Here is a 16,741-nt window from a genome sequence, read left to right as displayed (position 1 = left end):
GACGCATCAAAGGAATAGGAGTTAAAAATACCCACGTTAATCCATGTAGAATTTAAGACATGTCGCGTTTATTTGAGCCTTTTGAATTTCATGGAGTAACCGCCCGCAACCGCATGTGGATGCCGCCAATGTGCCAGTTCACCGCGTCTTCGGAGGGATCGAGCGCCGGCTGGCCCAATGATTGGCATGAAATTCATTACGGGGCTCGCGCGGCCGGTGGGGTGGGAGCTGTTATAGTCGAGGCCACTGCCGTCTGCCCGGAAGGTCGGATTTCCCCGTTTTGCCTGATGTTGGATCGCGACGAGAAAATCCCCGGATTCGCCCGGCTCGCCACCCTCATCAAAGAGGGCGGGGCTTTAGCAGGAATCCAGATTTCCCACGCGGGGCGCAAGGCTTCCTCTTCGCCTTCCGGCACCCCCTTGGTGCCAGCGGACGACGAAATGGGGGGAATTGGTTGGCACCCGGTGGCTCCCAGCCCGATTCCGTTTTCGCCGCGTCACGAGGTGCCACGGGAACTTGACTTGCCAGGCATTAAAACTATTCAAAATCAGTTTGTTCAAGCCGCACGTCGTGCTTTGGAAGCCGGATTCGACTTCGTGGAACTACACGGGGCACACGGGTATTTGATGCACGAATTCCTCTCGCCTATCACGAACCATCGCATTGATGAATACGGCGGCGACCTCGAGGGGCGCTTCCGCTTCTGGAAAGAAATCATCGTGATGATTCGCGCCGAGCTAGGTAGCTCTTTCCCATTATTGGTGCGGATTTCCGCCACTTCCTGGCTGCCGGAATCGAATCTGGAACTGCGTCGCGATGTGACCTTGGACGACTGGGGCAAACTGGCTCATGAACTGTCCCGTCTGGGAGTGGACTTCATTGATGTATCCACTGGTGGGTTGGTTCCGGGGGCGCAAATCCCAGTTGCCCCCGGATACCAGGTGCCCTATGCCCAAGAAATTCAAAACCGTGGTCCGCTGCCGGTTTCCGCTGTGGGATTGATTACGGAGCCAGCTCAGGCGGAACAGATTCTGGTCACCGGAGCGGCCTCCGTGGTGGAGGTAGGCAGACCCCTGTTGACTGATCCTTCGCTTCCGCTGGCGTGGGCCGCGCGGCTGGGGGATGAACCGCCAGTGCCGGAACCCTATACCCGGGGTACGCCGCGCACCTAAGGCTAAGCCGGATTTCCGGCATGCACCTCATGAACGGAGCATAAACAACCCCGACGGTTACTGAGCTTTGGCGACGAAAGCCTGGCCGATATGGGTCACCAGACGTTGCAAATCCGCTTTAGCGTTCGTGGCATCCTGTTCCGGATGCGCCCCGTCAAAGAAAACCCGCAGCTCCAGGTTCCCAATCCGCTGGAAAATTCCCACCGTGGTATAACCGGCAGACTCACTGGCCACCAGGGAGCCTTCCTCTGCTTTTTCAGAAACCTTCCCGGCGGGTTTCGCCGTGAGCTTGGTCATCAACCCGTCGGTAGCACCGTCAAGCGGATAATCCTTGACATCGGCTGTGAAATTTGTGACCTCATTGGTTAACGGTTGTGCCGGGGAACTGCCGTTACTTGCCCCGGCCACAGTCAAAGTGTATTTGGGGCAAGACTTGGGGAAAGCTCGTTGAAAATCGCTGACAGACGAGGCTTCTTTCACACCCGGATGGGCACGCAGCTGGAGTCGCACCAGTGTCTTGTTGTCCTGGCTCACAGCTTGCGAGAATGCGGCCGGAATAGAGGTGTCGTCCTTGTAAGTATCCAGCAGTTTCGCTTGGCATACCTCGGGGTCAAACTTGGCGGCTCCCAGCAATTTCGCGGCTTCCATATCTCCCAGACGTGTCGAACCGGTCTCTTCGGCACTCTGAACCTCAGGCTTTAACTTGAGAATTTTCGTGTCGTTAAGCAACACTCCCAAGTTAGGTGCAGAGAACTTCTTGACCAGCTGGGGAATCTCGGATTTTTTCGCCTCGTACTGTGCCTTGGCATCCGAGGAACTAGTCGACGCGCAGCCAGACAAAGCCGAGGCCGTCAACGCGATAGTCGCCAGGCTCGCTAGAATTCGAGTTTTTTCCATAGTTATTTCGCCTTTCTTGTGGGGATTACTTTTTTAGTGTAACCGCCGAAAGTCGAATTAGTCTGCTTCAACCAGCTCTAAATATTCATCATCATCCCATAAGTCCTCGTCTCCGTCGGGAAGCAGTAAAACGCGTTGCGGGTTTAGCGCCTCGACCGCGCCGGGGTCGTGACTGACCAAGACGACAGCGCCTTCATATGTTGCCAAGGATTTGAGGATTTCTTCACGTGAAGCCGGATCGAGGTTATTCGTCGGTTCGTCCAAGAGCAGCACATTAGCCCCACTGACCACCAGAGTAGCCAAGGCCAGGCGGGTTTTCTCGCCGCCAGAAAGTACCCGGGTGGGTTTATCCGCATCCGCTCCGGAAAACAGGAATTGTCCCAGCAAGGAACGCAGCTCGGTGTCATTCAAGCCCGGCGCGGCGGCCTGGAGGTTCTCTACCACGCTTAGCGTGTCGTCGAGGGTTTCATGTTCCTGGGCATAATAACCGAGCTTCAGGCCGTGGCCTTTTATGACTTCACCCGCATCCGCAGTTTCTAAGCCGGCCAAAATGCGTAACAGCGTGGTTTTTCCCGCGCCGTTGAAACCCAAAACCACCACCCGGGAACCCCGGTCGACAGCCAGGGACAGACCCGAGAACACCTCTAAGGAACCGTAACTTTTAGCCAATCCCTCGGCTTGCAGGGGGACTTTCCCACAGGGAGCGGGTTTGGGAAAGGCCAGGTGGGCAATCTTTTCGCGGGTAGTTTTGATTTCCGTGGATTCCAGCAGCTGCTCGGCACGACGCAGCATTTGCTGGGCGGCCACGGCCTTGGTGGCTTTGGCTCGCATTTTCTCGCCCTGGGCAGACAGCGCGGCGGCTTTTTTCTCGGCCACCGCACGCTCACGTTTGCGCCGAGCCTCGTCCTCGGCGCGGGCTTTAAGATAGGCCTTCCACCCCAGGTGGTAGATATCCAGGGCGCCGCGATTAGCATCCAGATACATCACCTGGTTGATGGTTTCATCCAAAAGCTTCACATTGTGTGAAATAATCAAAAACCCGCCCGAAAAGGAACGTAAAAACCCGCGCAGCCAAATGATTGAGTCGTGATCGAGGTGGTTAGTGGGCTCGTCCAACAACAGGGTGTCAGCTTCGGAAAACAACACCCGCGCCAGTTCTACCCGGCGACGTTGCCCCCCCGAAAGTGTGCCCAAGTTTTGCTGGAGCATCGCGTTGTCGATGCCCAGGTTCGCGGCAATCTGGGCGGCTTCGGCCGCCGCCGCATAGCCCCCCGATTGGTGGAATTCCTGGTCGAGTCGCACGTACTTTTCCATGGCTTTTTGCTGTTTTTCCCCAGTTTCTTGACTCATAGCCACTTCGGCTTTACGAATCCGTGCCTCGATCTGGTCTAAACCTCGCACCGAGAGAATACGATGGCGCACGCTTTGCTGGGGGTCGGCGGCACCGGGGTCTTGGGGCAGATATCCCGGAGGCGCGGAACGTGAGACTTGCCCCTCGACCTGGATTGCGTCAGGTATCCCCGTGCCGGACAGCAGGCGCATCAGCGTGGTTTTCCCCGCACCGTTGCGACCCACCAAACCGATGCGCATCCCCTTATTGACTTGGAAAGATGCTTCGGACAGGAGGACGCGGTCAGCGATACGCAAAGTCAGGTTAGCGGCAGTAATCACCTAAAGAGCTTAGCCAACTCTGGTCTAAACCCCGAAACATTTTGGATTCAAACTAAAGTCAGCCCAACATTATAACAAATAAAGCCCCATTTGCGTGTAAAACTCGACAAGCTGTCCCGCGTAGAATTACGAAAACATTAGCCCGCGAGCAAGGCGAGTTCTTCGAGCAACATCCGCAGCTCGGCAGGGGTGGTGGCATCGACGAAGTCATCGGCTCGAATCAACCACTGGCGGGCTTCGCCCAGCCTACCCAGCTGCCAATAGGCCTGTATCAAGTAACACGCCACCCGCAGCGATTGACGGCGGCTATCCAAGCTCTCGGCCAAGTCCACCAGTGGCAGGCCACAATCCAGCATCTCGTCCCAGTGTCCGCCCAAACCCAACAGGGCAACATGACTGGTTTCAAAGAGTAACCAATGGTGATCCGCAGAAATCTCGCGGGGGAGAGACACGAAATTCACTTCGGACACGGCTTGGTGAAAACGCGTTAAAGCCGAGTGGCTCCTCATGAAATCAAGTAAAGAAAAACCCGGCACCGGGCGACTTAAAGCCATGCCCTCATCCGAGCGGAGCGAACCGTGCGTTACGTGGCCTTCTGCAGCCGCGCCCTCGTCCAAGGCAGGCAGCAGCCAAGCAGCCCAGCCGTGGTGAAAACCATGCTCGCCCAGCAAAGCTGCCACGGCAAAATGAGCTTTCAACAGGGAACGCACGCTTTGCCAAGAACACAAGGGAGTCTGGTTCAACAAAGCAGCAGTGCGCACAGAAATTGTGTTATTCCCATTGCGCGCATCAAAAGCAAGCGCCAAACCACGCGCGACCCGTTCCAAACGAGCTTGAGCCGTGGCTAAAGACACCCCGGGCTGCAAAGACTCAAAAGCAAACCACGGGTTATTGCCCGGAATAGCGAAATCCAGCTCCGGAACGGTGGTATCGAGGTTTCGATAGGCCTGTAAGGCACGCCTCAAAAGCGCGGCTGCCGCCCGGGCGGCAACCAGTAAATCCCAGGGATCCTCGGGATTCGCAAACCAATGGGCGTGAGTGTGCAAAATCTCTAGACCCTCGTCCAGGCTCCACGTTGCCGCACAAAAACGTAACTGCGAGGCGATATCGCCTAGATATTGCGAGGATTCGCTTTGATGACGATAACTGCGTTCATGGGCACGCCACGCCACGTCACCCTGGCCAGCCCAAGCCTGGGGCAACATCAACAACGGGTCAATATCCTCGGGGTGGGAACACTGCCAAGACGCGGTCGAACAACGCCCCAGAGCCTCGCGATACAGGCTTAAAGCACGGGGATAATCCACCGCGTTTACCGCCCAGGCAATCCGGGAACGGAAATGATGCAAAGGACAGTCAACCTCGCCCGTAACCTGGCGGGGAATCTCCTCGAGTCGCGACATAACATCCAAGGCTTCCCCCGCCGCGAGACGTCTACCCAAGCCCAGCTCCACTTGGTGACGGCTGCTCAGGCGGGAATGTAAATCAATCCCCGTCTTAGAGGCAAAAAACTCCATCCAAAACACCAGACTTTCGATGCAGGACGCATCAACGCGGGGATGACGTACCGCCAACGGCGGCACTTGCAACATTTGGGTGGCGATATTAAGGCGCTGTTCCTCGTCAAGCTCGTCGGGGTGATGCGCGATGTAATCTAGCACCCACGCCAAGTTAGACAAGGCCAGTTCGGTGTTACCGGAATCCAAACCATCCCACCCGATTTCCAGGCGAATTGAAATCTCGAGGTCCCCTAAAGAATGTTTTCGGGCAGAGTTAGCCAAGTCCTGCAAGTGTGCCAGGCGAGCCGCCCCCAGCGGTTCCCCCAGGGTTTCCAACAATTCCGTGCGAATCTGAGCGGCGAGCAATTCCGGGTCAACCCCGGAAAGAAAACCTTGGGTTTCGAAAATGCTCATCACCACAATTCTAGGGTTTTTCGGGGACTCCAGACTATTTCGAGTTCCGACTGCGTGTCGCGGCGCGTCATTGGCGGTTTTAGGCCAAATTATCTGTAAAGTGAAGCTGAAAATATGGGGAGGGGGGATATGGAACCAGAGTCAGCACAGCCAACTGAGTCCGCGACTTTCTTAGCCACGCAACTGGCCAATGCCACCTCTAAGCCTCCCGGGATTCCCCGCACCAAAGCCACTTTGGACGTGGTTAGTGCCGCGCGGGAAGCCGGCTACGACGAGCTATTAGCGCAAGCTGAAATTGAGCTAATTGGCTGTCACCTGCAGGGACGTAATCTTGGCAAAGCACTAGAAGCGTTTTCTTCGACCCTGACCCGGCTGCTGTACCGCCCGGAACTCTATGATTCCAGGTCTTTGTCCCAGCTGGGGAGATTTTTCCCGGAAGTGATTGAAAGCGCGGCCTGCCACCCTGATGTGCCATTGTCCTTGATTAATCACCTGTTGGTGGGCTTAGAGGCTTTTCAGGAAAGCCTCGATCCCTCGCCGGCAGCCTCGGATTATCTGCGTCACAATACGCGCCTGGCACTGGGACAGGCCCCCACAGAACGCAGTTTCCTAGATCGGGCGATTGACCGCATCACTCCGGCAGATTCCCGATCCCTACAGCGTGCGATTGATATTACTCAAATCGAAATGGCCGCCGCGACGCATCCAGATTCTGCCTTGCAAGTGGCGTGGCGGATGTTGACCCACGAGTTGCCCGGGGGACAGAAAGCGCGGTTGTTGCGAGTGATGCTGCCGGCTTTGGTGGCGCAACGTGCCTGGCAGGTGGCGTGGGAGGCACACCTGATTTCCTATGAATATGACCGCGAGGTTTCTCGCTTGGCGGATTTGGCCGAGCACTTTCGTTTCCTGGCGATAAGTGGGATGTGGCGCCGCCTGGTGAAAGTACTGGAACGCCACCTGGCTTTGATTCGTCACGCCCACGACCCGTGGGATTTGTGCCTCGGCCTGCGTGGCGCGGTGGGATCATTGGAATCATTGGTATTCAACGGGTACGGTGGGTATCAGTTAAAGGTTTCCCTCGCCCCTGCTGCCCGGTTTCATGAGTTGCCAGCCCTGGTGCGACCCACTGTTCGAGAAGCGCGCGATGCTCTGGGAAGAGCCTTGAGCGGCCTGGCGCGACGCTTCGATGACCGTAATGGCACCGTGGAAGTCTCGGTATCCTCGGGATTACTGGGCTATACCCCCCTGCCCGACGGGTTGGTGTTGGCTGGAAACGAAGGCGATGCCCGGTTCATGGCGCGCCTGTTACGGGCGCGAGCCCTGTTGGAATGTGACCAGGGATTCGATGCGCTGCTATTGTTGGGCGGACTAGAACAGACCAATTTTCCTTCCGTGGTGCGTCTTGCCCCCGAGATTCGGATGTTAACCTCGCTTGCCCGGATGCAAATGAGCCACGATGCGGCAGATCGCCTGGAAAACCAGCCAGCCCCTCATGAATCCGGAACCGAAAACCAGCAACGCACCGGCAGCGACTAAACCCGCAAAACAACGCCCCCGACCTGCAGCTTACCGGGCAGACTGACGCACTTAGAACACATTTGACTCAAATATAACCATCCCGGCGGCGCCGAAAACAGCAAAATCGACACCGATGCCTTAGAATAAGCCGGTGAGTAGTCCCCAAATTATGGAAGCGTCCGGTATGAAAACTGCGGCTGTCGCCAACCGACCCCTGTCGCCAGCCGAGAGGGGGCTACCGCGCACCTATCATGTGGTGACCCTGGGGTGTCAGATGAATGAGCACGACTCGGAACGTATGGCGGGGCTGCTGGATGCAGCGGGGATGGTGCCGGTGTCGAGTGTGCCCGAAAAGGCTGCGCGTGCCACCCGCGCCGGCGACGGGGGAGCTGACGTGGTGGTGCTAAACACCTGTTCCGTGCGAGAAAACGCGGCAAATAAGCTCTATGGGCACCTGGGACAGTTGGCCGAGGTGAAACGCGAACGTCCCGGCATGATGATTGCGGTAGGTGGGTGTTTCGCCCAACAAGAGGGTTCCGGGATTTTGCGGCGTGCCCCGTGGGTTGACGCGATTTTCGGCACCCACAATATCGACATGTTGCCGGTGTTGCTGCGCCGCGCGGAGCTACGCCAAGAGGCCGCCGTGGAACTGGAAGAAACTCTGAAAGTCTTTCCTTCGATGTTGCCAGCGCACCGCACCAGCCCGGCTTCGGCCTGGGTGTCAATCAGCGTAGGGTGCAACAATACCTGTACATTTTGCATTGTGCCGTCCCTGCGGGGGCGCGAACGCGACCGGGAACCCGAAGAGATTCTGCGGGAACTGCAAGCCGTTGTGGCGCAAGGCGCGGTGGAAGTCACGCTGTTGGGACAAAACGTGAACTCCTATGGTAACGGCTTCGGTCGACGCGGGGCATTCGCCCAGTTGCTGCGCGAGGCGGGACGCACTCCCGGGTTGGAACGGCTGCGGTTTGCTTCCCCCCACCCGGCGGCTTTTACCGAAGATGTGATAGCGGCGATGGCTGAAACCCCCACCGTGATGCCGTCGCTGCATTTCCCGTTGCAATCCGGGTCAGACCGAGTGCTGCGTCAAATGCGGCGGTCATACCGGGTGGAACGATTCTTGCGGATATTGGGTGAGGTTCGCGATGCTATCCCGGAGGCCGCTATCACCACCGATGTAATCGTTGGATTCCCCGGGGAAACCGACGCGGATTTCGAGGCCACCTTGCGGGTGATGGAACAAGCGCGGTTTTCGGCGGCCTTTACGTTTATTTATTCTCGGCGCCCCGGCACCCCCGCCGCTGACCGTGAAGACCAAGTCCCGTCCGAGGTAGTGTCCGAACGCTACCAGCGGTTGCTCGCATTGCAGGAACGAATTTCCACCGAGGAAAACGAGCGGCTCGAAGGCCAAACAGTCGAAGTGCTGGTTGGGGAACAGGGCACGAAAGACCGGGAAACCGGGCGAATGTCGGGTCGGGCTCGGGATAATCGGTTGGTGCATTTCGCGCTGCCCCCGAGTCTGAGTCAAAGCGACTTACAGAAGGGTAACGGTAGTGCAATAACGCATTCAGGCGGTAAATTGATGCATCCGGGGGACGAACCACCAATGCCGCGCCCCGGCGATTTCGTCACCGTTCAGGTCACCCACGGTGCCCCACATCATCTGGTGGCGGATTCCGCCCTGGCGGGTGGCCGGTTCGAGGTGCACCGCACCCGCGCCGGGGATTTATGGGAAGCTAGCCAGAGCGCGCCTGCCCCGGGGCACGGGATTCAACTGGGAATGCCGGGGATTCCCGTGGTGGCGCGTCGCCGGAGAGTTGCCTCTTGATAGTCACCGTGGTTGGCCCCACCGCCAGTGGGAAAAGCGATTTCGCCCTGGATTTGGCCGAAATGTTGTTGGGACAGCCTTGGTTTCAAGCGGTTTTCCCCGGCGGGGTCGAGATTGTGGGTGCCGATGCTTTTCAGCTCTATCGTGGGCTAGATATCGGCACGGCGAAAACCCCGAAAACCGAACGGCGGGGGATTCCCCACCATCAGATAGATGTGCTGGCACCTCATGAAGAGGCTTCCGTGGCGGCCTACCAACGCTACGCGCGCGCCGATGTCTTGGGCATCCAAGCCCGTGCCGCCCTGCCCTTGGTAGTGGGGGGCAGCGGACTGTACGTGCGCGCTTTGACCGACAAGCTTGCGTTTCCGCCGACTGACCCGGCGGTGCGGGCGCGCTGGCTCTCGCGTTTGGAGGCTTTGGGAGCCTCCGCGCTTCATGAGGTGCTAGCGGAACGTGACCCAGTGGCGGCGGGGCGGATTGACCCCAATAATGGGCGGCGCCTGGTGCGAGCCCTAGAGGTGATTGAACTGACTGGCCAGCCGTTTTCCGCATCCTTGCCCGACGGGACATACTGGCAAGATGACACACTACAGTTTTACTGCACCCGGGATTTGGCGGATTTGGACACGCGGATTGCGGTGCGTACCCGTGCGATGTTCGCGGGTGGCCTGGTCGAAGAAACCCGAGGTTTGTTGGCAGATACCGAGCATCCCCTGGGGGTCACGGCGCGGAAGGCCACCGGGTATCGCGAGGCGGCGGGGGTTCTTAAGGGCGAGCTAAGTGTGGCGGAAGCAGTCGAGCAAACTGCCTTGGCCACCCGGCAGTTGTCGCGTAGACAGATTAAATGGTTTCGTCGCGAGGCGCGTTTGGTGGAACTGGCGATGTCAAGCAAAGAATTTGGGGTGCTGCTGACCCAAGCGTGTCAACAAATCCGTGGATACGCCCACGCCGACTAGGATTTGCGTGTCTAACTGGTGCATTGACAGACCTTCGCCGGTGGGGATCAGGTAATCTACCCGCAAGTAAGGATTCCGGCGTAACCCGAGAATGCTGATTTCACCCAAAGCATTTTCGATATTGGAGTTATTCACTGCCAAGAACAGTTCTTCGGGTGGTACCGAATGCGGCAAACGCACCAGAGCCGAGACGGAAAACCAGGTGTCTTCGCCGAACAGGCGCAACACGGTTTCTTGGGCGGAGTTGAGGATTCGCGGGGCATCGAGCAGATGGAAAACCGAGCCGTCACGTTGGGTACGCAGGTGCAGTCGGTTGCAGGTTTTGTCCACGAAGTCTCCATCAACCCGTTGAGTGGGGTCATCCTTGTAGACAGCACTGGGAACCTGGAGGACATGCTGTTTTTGCAGCATATCGCGGTGGAAAATGTACTTGTCTTCGGGCTGAACCCACTGGAAGCTGAATTCCAGGGCGTGTGTGAAACGCTCGACCATAATCAGTGCCAGCAACAGGCTAGCCTCGAGTTGTTGCGACCCCATTCCCGCCGTGACCTGGAAACTGGTTTGGGTGGAAACATGCAGGTAGTCGCCGTGTTCATAAATCATGGCTTTCGGTCCCACCACCTCGCGATTGTGCCGCAAGATATAGGGGTAAAGTTCGGGTTTTTCCATGGTGGGGATGGCACTACGCCACACGCTACGCAGGCGTAAGACCCCCGTCACCAGGTCGATATAACTGGTGGCGGTGGAACACGGAATCATGAGCATATGTCCAGTACTGCAAACGTCAACCACGTAGTTTCGGCCAGCACTATCTAGAGCATCACAGATTCGATCCAGTGTGACCGCCTGGGGACATTGCATCGTCATTTGCGGCATAGCTAAATCGTAGTCGGGTGCGCGCGGTTACGGGGGCGAACTGGGCAGACATTTTAAATCCCGTCTAGATTTTGGCTAGCGCCTCATGAAACCCCCCTCATGGACACATAGCGTCAAGAATGCCTGACATGTGCGCTTAAGGCTAGCCCGTGACCTGGGATTTTACTTGGCGCGATATTCTATCAAAGCGCTTATGTATCCATGGGGCGTAGCTGCAGTACGCGAAAACCCTTGGAAGACGCGAGCCGTTCCGTCTCCCAGCCCGAGTCCCGAGCCCACGCCGCAAAGGTATCCGCCCCCAGGTTTCGCCCCATCACCAGGTATGCGACCCCGCCTGGACGCAACTTCACCCGCCACGCCGTCCACATCGCGTGCAGCGCATCCTTGCCGATACGCACCGGGGGATTGGACCAAATCACGTCCACGCTGCCATCCGCCAGCTGCGCCAAAGCGGCTGTCTCTGCCAGGACTTCGAGGTTTCCCAGCCCGTTTTCCCGGGCGTTCTTCGCGGTCAAATCCAGGGCACGCGCGTTCACATCCACCGCCACGACCCGCGCCGCCGGGCGCTGTCGCGCCATCACCAGACTCAACGGTCCCCAACCGCAACCCACATCCACGAAGACCCCACCCTCGGGCAACTTCGGGACTTTACGCAGCAACACCGCCGTGCCCTTGTCCAGGCCATCCCCGGAAAATACCCCAGAGTCGGTGTGTATCCGAAAAGTCATCCCCGCCAGTTCCACTTCGAGTTCCCGGGGGCGCGCGGCGGCGCTGGGGTTGGCCGCAAAGTATTGTTCGTTTCCCTCAGGTTTCGGCGTGGCGTGGGCTTTGGGGGTGGGGGGCGAGTTTTTCCTCCGAGCGTGCGTCGAGCTGTTGTGCGTCGAGCTGTTGTGCGTCGAGCTGTTGTGCGTCGAGCTGTTGTATGCCGTGCGGTTGTGCGTTGTGCCGTTGTGCTTCGTGCCGGGGTTTCCCGCGCTACCGTCGCGCCTCGCGGCAAAGTGCTGTTTATGAGGGCGTCTATTCATCTAGGTATCCTTCTGCTCGGCTCGGCGCTGGTAATTCTAGGGCTTTCATGAGGTGCCATCAAAAAATCTTGGCCACCAACACGGAAAGCAGCGAAGTCAGCACGCTCATCACCAGCGCCAAGAGCAACGCCCCCAACACGGAAAACGTAAAGAAGAACAGGCAGAAACCTACGCCCAGCGAAGAAAGCCCGAATTCCAAAATCCACTCGCCCGGTTTCGCCAGTCGCATCCGCGTTGCCGCCAGTTGTGCCGCCACATCCAGGCCTACCAAAATCACGGTCAGCCCAAACGCGAGTCCCAGATATGCCCAGAAATCCTCGAAAATAATCGCGACTTCTTTGGGTCCCCATCCCGAAAGCAGCAACACGCACAGGGTGGGCACCATTAACGCCACCAGATTTCCCAGCATTCGCGCCAGGCCTTCCCCGAAACTGATTACTGTCGGGCGTGCTGTGGTTTTGTCGGCATCGGATCTGTGCATAATCCGCAGCAGCGGTGGGGGAACGGGGGCGTTGGTGGGGCGGGGTTTAGGCTCGGTTTTATGAGCGGCCTGTGGTTCGTTGGCCGCGTCGCTTTCGGGGTCGGATTCATGAGGTGCCAGCTCCAAATCCTGTCTGGACGCATCTTTTGTATCCAGACCAGACAAAGTGGTTGCGGGCTCGGTTTCTGGGATGGCACCTCGTGAACCCGACGAAACCACAGCCTTAGCCGTACCCAACAGAGTTGCTAAATCCACGGCCAACCCTTCGCGAGACTCGCGAGGCGGTCGCCCTTCTATCACTCGCGGCACCCGGGGACGCAGCCGTTCCGGAACCGTGATGGTCGGGTCGTGTTGAGCGGCTTCTATGATAATGTCATCCTCGTTGCGCCAATCCGGGACATTGAACAGGGCTTGTTGGCGGCGTTGGCGTGAATTACTGGTGTCGGCTTCAACGGGGGCAGTGCGAGGCAAGGATTGCCCGAAGGCAGAACGCCGTTCCCCCCGAGGTGTCGACTTAGCGCTATTTTCGGGGGAGGGGTTGGGTTTATCCTTAAAAGTCAATGGCGAAAACCTCTCCATAGGGGCTAAGAGAATTTTAACGGAAGGGAAATAATTTGGGGGCAAATCGGGGCACATCCGCAGCATTTGAAGCGCAACCGGGTCGAGAGTCGCGACCACGCCCAGAGAATCGTTGCAGTTCGCAGAAACTGAGTGACCTGGAGGCGGGTGCGGAGCGAGAGTCCTTACTTGGTTTGGATGGTTGGCGCGACCCGGGGAACGAGACTGGTCGGAAAACTTGGCCGGAGGGGGGAAACCAGCGTGAGCAACAGTATCTTCGTGACCAGGCGGCGCGCTGGGAAGAACGCTATGCCTTGAGTCGGGGGGAGTCTTTGGGTGCGGAACTCTCTGATATCTCCGAGGTTGAATACCGTGAGGTGCGGCTGGAAAAAGTCGTGTTGGTGGGAATTTTTCAAACCGACCGAGACAAGGCCGAATACTCGCTGCGGGAACTGGCGGCTTTAGCGCAAACTGCGGGGGCAAAGGTGCTGGCCGGGATAACGCAACGTCGGGAAAGTCCCGATGCGGCCACGTTTTTGGGGATTGGTAAAGCTAAAGAACTGCGTGCCCTAGTGGCTAGCTTAGAGGCTGACACGGTGATTGTTGACGACGAACTCGCCCCCTCTCAGCGGCGCGGCCTAGAGGACGTGGTCAAGGTCAAGGTGATTGACCGTACGGCCGTGATTCTGGATATTTTCGCTCAACACGCGACCTCCCGCGAAGGCAAGGCCGAGGTGGAACTGGCGCAGTTAGAGTATTTGTTGCCGCGTTTGCGGGGATGGGGCGAATCCATGAGTCGCCAGGCCGGCGGACGAGCCGCCGGCGGTGAGGGCATCGGTTCAAGGGGCCCGGGTGAAACCAAAATCGAACTTGACCGGCGCCGCATCCGCACCCGGATGAGTCGCCTGCGTCGACTGCTGCGAGAGATGGCTCCTACCCGTGAAGCGAAACGCGCGGCGCGGCGTGCCGGGGGAGTCCCGGCCGTGGCGATTGTGGGTTACACGAATGCCGGGAAGTCTTCACTGTTGAACCGTTTGACCGGGGCGGATGTATTGGTACACGACGCCTTGTTTGCCACGCTGGATCCCAGCGTGCGTAAGACGCACACGGCCACGGGGCGGGTGTATACCCTGGCGGACACGGTGGGTTTTGTGCGTCGGTTGCCTACCCAGTTGGTCGAGGCTTTTCGTTCCACCCTGGAGGAAACCGCGATGGCGGATTTGCTGTTGCATGTGGTGGATGCGGCGAATCCCGATCCGATGGGCGAAATTGAGGCGGTGAACGCTACCCTAGACACGATTGAATCCATTCGACACACCCCGGTGGTGATGGTTATTAACAAGGTTGATGCGGCTAGTGCCCCGACTTTGGCGCTGCTGCGGCGGTTGCTGCCTGAGGCGGTGGAAGTCTCGGCTCGTAGTGGTCAAGGAATTGAACGACTGCAAGAGGTTATCGCCGCGCGTCTACCCTGGCCTCAACAGCGGGTACGGGTGTTGGTGCGGTGGGAAAACACCGGTTTGCTGGAGCGGATTTACCGCGAGGGGAGCCTGGTCAGCCAAGAAACTCGGGTGGACGGCACGTTTGTTGATGCCTGGGTGGAACCCGCCTTGGCGGCGAGACTGCTGAATCAAGCGTTGGGTGCAACCCTCGACAAGCCAGTCGCGGATGAAGCAAAATGCTCGACACCTGGGATGGCACCTCATGAACCCCCCGTGAATACCGAGAGGATAACATGAGCGAAACGAAACCCACCTGCGAAGATATCCTCGAAGCGGCCGTGGTGGCGCTTGGCGGCACGAAGCGATCGGGACAAGTCGTGATGGCTCGAGCCATAGCCGAGGCTTTCACACAAGGCGAACACCTGGCGGTACAAGCCGGTACTGGCACTGGGAAATCCTTGGGATACCTAATTCCAGCTTTGCAATACGCCGCCACTGAGGACACTAGGGTCGTGGTTTCCACCGCCACCCTGGCCTTGCAACACCAGATTATTGCTAAGGACGCCCCGTTGGCGGTGGCGGCGGTGAAAAAAGTGTTGGGTGAAAGCCCTCGGGTGGAAGTGCTGAAAGGCTGGCAAAACTATGTCTGTTTGCATAAGTTGAATGGTGGATACGAAGGGCTGGGCGAGGACTTATTCGCGGCAGCGGATATGATAGCACCCGAAGAGATGGCCGAAGCGGGGGGGAAAGGGGCGCAGTCAGCGTGTGACCGACGGGCGCGCCGGCCACGCGGATACGCCGCCCAGACTAAACGACTCTATGAATGGGCGCGGGAAACAGACACCGGAGACCGCGACGAAGCCCCCGCTGGAATCACGAACCGAGCTTGGAGGCAAGTGTCGCTGTCCTCTCTGGAATGCGTGGGGGATACCTGTCCGTTTCGTGACCAGTGCTTCCAGGTGCAGGCGCGCCAACGTGCTGCCGGTGCCCAGGTTGTGGTGACGAATCACGCTATGTTGGGGCTGGCAGCGGCGGGCAGGGCTACTCCGCTGCCGGAATATGATGCGCTGGTGGTGGACGAGGCGCATGATTTGGTGGAGCGAGTGCGCAGCCAGGCTACTACCGAGCTGAGTGCGAGTCTGGTGGCGAGCGCCAGCAAAGCCGCCGGGCGGGTTGGTTTGGAATGTGCCGAGCGGCTAGCCGACCAGGCTTTGGCCTTGCAGATTGGGTTTTCCCACCTGGAAGACGGTCGGTTCAAGGTAGTGCCATCCGCCATCGCAGAATGCCGAACCGTGTTAATTCCCGCCTTGAAACAGGGGTTGGCTGATTTGGCCAATAAAAAAGAGGAAACCCCCAAAACTGCCGTGGCCAAGGGGGTACTGTCTAGCCTGTTGGAAACCCTGGAGGCGATGAATCCCGACAGTGTGGAATCTGGGCAAAACGTGCTGTGGTTAACTCGCGGTTATGAACGTGACCAGGAACCCCGGCTCTATGTGGCTCCCTTGAAAGTTGCGGATAAGCTGGCTGCTCGGATTTGGGCGGATACTGCCGTGGTGATGACTTCGGCTACTTTGAAGCTGGGGGGCAGTTTCGAGCCGGTTTTGCACCAGGTTGGCTTGAATCGCGCTGTGCCCGCCCCGAAAACTTTGGATGTGGGGTCGCCGTTCCAGCCTGCCAAACAGGGGATTTTGTACTTGGCCAAGGATTTGCCCGCCCCGGGTCGCGGCGAGCACCCTGAGGTTTTTTGGAATCGGTTGGTGGCTTTGGTACAAGCTTCACGGGGTGGGGCATTGGGCTTGTTTTCTTCCCGGAGCATGGCCGAAAAGGCGGGAGAAGTCTTGCGCGAGCGCACTGACTGGCCGATTCTGGTGCAAGGCGAGGATTCCGTGGCGGCGCTGGTGCGTGAGATGCGCGAGGATTCCTCGGCCTGTTTGATGGGAACTTTGTCCCTGTGGCAGGGAGTGGATTTACCTGGAGCGACATGTCGCTTGGTGGTGATTGACCGACTTCCTTTTCCGGTTCCCAGCGATCCCTTGATAGAGGCGCGATGCGAGGCGGTGCGCCAGGCGGGGCGCAGTGATTTCATGGAGGTTTCGGTGACCCATGCGGCGCTGTTGATGGCGCAGGGTGCGGGACGGTTGCTGCGCTCTGGCAGTGATCGGGGCGTGGTGGCTGTACTGGATTCCCGCTTGGCCACGAAAAGCTACGGGCGTTTCATTATTACTTCGATGCCGCCGCTGTGGCCAAGTACCGATGCCTCGGTGGTTCTTGGCGCGCTGGGGCGTTTGGTGGAAGGTCTCGAAGCCGAGGCTTAAGCACGTGTCGCGTGTTTGCTGGCAGCGCCACATATCGAGGCTCCGTGGTGTTGCGAGTCTAAGATGCTAGCGTTTTACGCCGGCGGTCTAGT

General features: G+C 58.4%; 12 protein-coding genes. 6 read left to right on the top strand and 6 right to left on the bottom strand.

Annotation, left to right across the window (positions count from 1 at the left end; all coding sequences use genetic code 11):
- Window positions 1–59: 59 nt before the first annotated feature.
- Entirely contained in the window at window positions 60–1,172 is a 1,113-nt protein-coding gene (locus F4555_RS05330; RefSeq protein ID WP_004015686.1) for an NADH:flavin oxidoreductase/NADH oxidase, read from the top strand.
- Between the two features lie 57 nt (window positions 1,173–1,229).
- Here F4555_RS05330 and F4555_RS05325 read toward each other — a convergent pair whose 3' ends face one another.
- The 3 genes from F4555_RS05325 to F4555_RS05315 all read right to left on the bottom strand — a co-directional run bounded on the left by F4555_RS05325 (window position 1,230) and on the right by F4555_RS05315 (window position 5,653).
- Window positions 1,230–2,069 (bottom strand): hypothetical protein, encoded by an 840-nt coding sequence (locus tag F4555_RS05325; RefSeq protein WP_004015687.1) that lies wholly within the window; start codon window positions 2,067–2,069, stop codon window positions 1,230–1,232.
- Between the two features lie 57 nt (window positions 2,070–2,126).
- Entirely contained in the window at window positions 2,127–3,740 is a 1,614-nt protein-coding gene (locus F4555_RS05320; RefSeq protein WP_004016653.1) for an ABC-F family ATP-binding cassette domain-containing protein, read from the bottom strand.
- 137 nt (window positions 3,741–3,877) lie between these two features.
- On the bottom strand, window positions 3,878–5,653 hold the full coding sequence (locus tag F4555_RS05315) for a hypothetical protein (protein ID WP_004016654.1): 1,776 nt from the start codon (window positions 5,651–5,653) through the stop codon (window positions 3,878–3,880).
- A gap of 129 nt (window positions 5,654–5,782) precedes the next feature.
- Here F4555_RS05315 and F4555_RS05310 point away from each other — a divergent pair, with 129 nt between their 5' ends.
- From F4555_RS05310 to miaA, 3 genes are all read left to right on the top strand, one after another.
- Window positions 5,783–7,189, top strand: coding sequence for a hypothetical protein (locus F4555_RS05310; protein ID WP_004015690.1), 1,407 nt, complete (start codon window positions 5,783–5,785; stop codon window positions 7,187–7,189).
- A 166-nt stretch (window positions 7,190–7,355) separates the two neighbouring features.
- Window positions 7,356–8,999, top strand: coding sequence for a tRNA (N6-isopentenyl adenosine(37)-C2)-methylthiotransferase MiaB (miaB, locus tag F4555_RS05305; protein ID WP_004017970.1), 1,644 nt, complete (start codon window positions 7,356–7,358; stop codon window positions 8,997–8,999).
- Window positions 8,996–9,955, top strand: coding sequence for a tRNA (adenosine(37)-N6)-dimethylallyltransferase MiaA (gene miaA, locus F4555_RS05300; RefSeq protein ID WP_115326005.1), 960 nt, complete (start codon window positions 8,996–8,998; stop codon window positions 9,953–9,955). Before miaB ends, miaA begins: the two co-directional genes overlap by 4 nt.
- Here miaA and F4555_RS05295 read toward each other — a convergent pair.
- The 3 genes from F4555_RS05295 to F4555_RS05285 form a co-directional block, all read right to left on the bottom strand.
- Window positions 9,884–10,831 (bottom strand): type III secretion system chaperone family protein, encoded by a 948-nt coding sequence (locus F4555_RS05295; RefSeq protein WP_255312898.1) that lies wholly within the window; start codon window positions 10,829–10,831, stop codon window positions 9,884–9,886. The genes miaA and F4555_RS05295 overlap by 72 nt on opposite strands.
- Before the next feature lie 191 nt (window positions 10,832–11,022).
- On the bottom strand, window positions 11,023–11,856 hold the full coding sequence (locus tag F4555_RS05290; protein ID WP_115326007.1) for a class I SAM-dependent methyltransferase: 834 nt from the start codon (window positions 11,854–11,856) through the stop codon (window positions 11,023–11,025).
- Between the two features lie 58 nt (window positions 11,857–11,914).
- Window positions 11,915–12,898 (bottom strand): hypothetical protein, encoded by a 984-nt coding sequence (locus tag F4555_RS05285; protein ID WP_103759079.1) that lies wholly within the window; start codon window positions 12,896–12,898, stop codon window positions 11,915–11,917.
- A 191-nt stretch (window positions 12,899–13,089) separates the two neighbouring features.
- On the opposite strand from F4555_RS05285, the gene hflX reads away from it, so the two are divergent.
- Together hflX and F4555_RS05275 are read left to right on the top strand one after the other, a co-directional pair.
- Window positions 13,090–14,631 (top strand): GTPase HflX, encoded by a 1,542-nt coding sequence (gene hflX, locus F4555_RS05280; protein ID WP_103759078.1) that lies wholly within the window; start codon window positions 13,090–13,092, stop codon window positions 14,629–14,631.
- Window positions 14,628–16,649 carry an ATP-dependent DNA helicase gene (locus F4555_RS05275; RefSeq protein ID WP_103759077.1) on the top strand — a complete coding sequence of 674 codons (2,022 nt, stop codon included), beginning with the start codon at window positions 14,628–14,630 and terminating at the stop codon, window positions 16,647–16,649. Before hflX ends, F4555_RS05275 begins: the two co-directional genes overlap by 4 nt.
- Window positions 16,650–16,741 lie beyond the last annotated feature (92 nt).

The sequence above is a fragment of the Mobiluncus mulieris genome, from assembly GCF_014204735.1.
Lineage (GTDB): Bacteria > Actinomycetota > Actinomycetes > Actinomycetales > Actinomycetaceae > Mobiluncus > Mobiluncus mulieris.
Note: the sequence above shows the minus strand (reverse complement) of the source record. Positions and strands in the feature narration are given on the sequence as shown.

What these genes read in the sequence shown, in the direction of transcription:
- miaB (WP_004017970.1), top strand. Translation starts at nt 7,356, where the DNA reads ATGAAAACTGCGGCTGTCGCCAACCGACCCCTGTCGCCAGCCGAGAGG.
- F4555_RS05310 (WP_004015690.1), top strand. Translation starts at nt 5,783, where the DNA reads ATGGAACCAGAGTCAGCACAGCCAACTGAGTCCGCGACTTTCTTAGCC.
- F4555_RS05315 (WP_004016654.1), bottom strand. Translation starts at nt 5,653, where the DNA reads ATGAGCATTTTCGAAACCCAAGGTTTTCTTTCCGGGGTTGACCCGGAA.
- F4555_RS05330 (WP_004015686.1), top strand. Translation starts at nt 60, where the DNA reads ATGTCGCGTTTATTTGAGCCTTTTGAATTTCATGGAGTAACCGCCCGC.
- F4555_RS05275 (WP_103759077.1), top strand. Translation starts at nt 14,628, where the DNA reads ATGAGCGAAACGAAACCCACCTGCGAAGATATCCTCGAAGCGGCCGTG.
- F4555_RS05290 (WP_115326007.1), bottom strand. Translation starts at nt 11,856, where the DNA reads ATGAATAGACGCCCTCATAAACAGCACTTTGCCGCGAGGCGCGACGGT.
- F4555_RS05295 (WP_255312898.1), bottom strand. Translation starts at nt 10,831, where the DNA reads ATGCCGCAAATGACGATGCAATGTCCCCAGGCGGTCACACTGGATCGA.
- F4555_RS05325 (WP_004015687.1), bottom strand. Translation starts at nt 2,069, where the DNA reads ATGGAAAAAACTCGAATTCTAGCGAGCCTGGCGACTATCGCGTTGACG.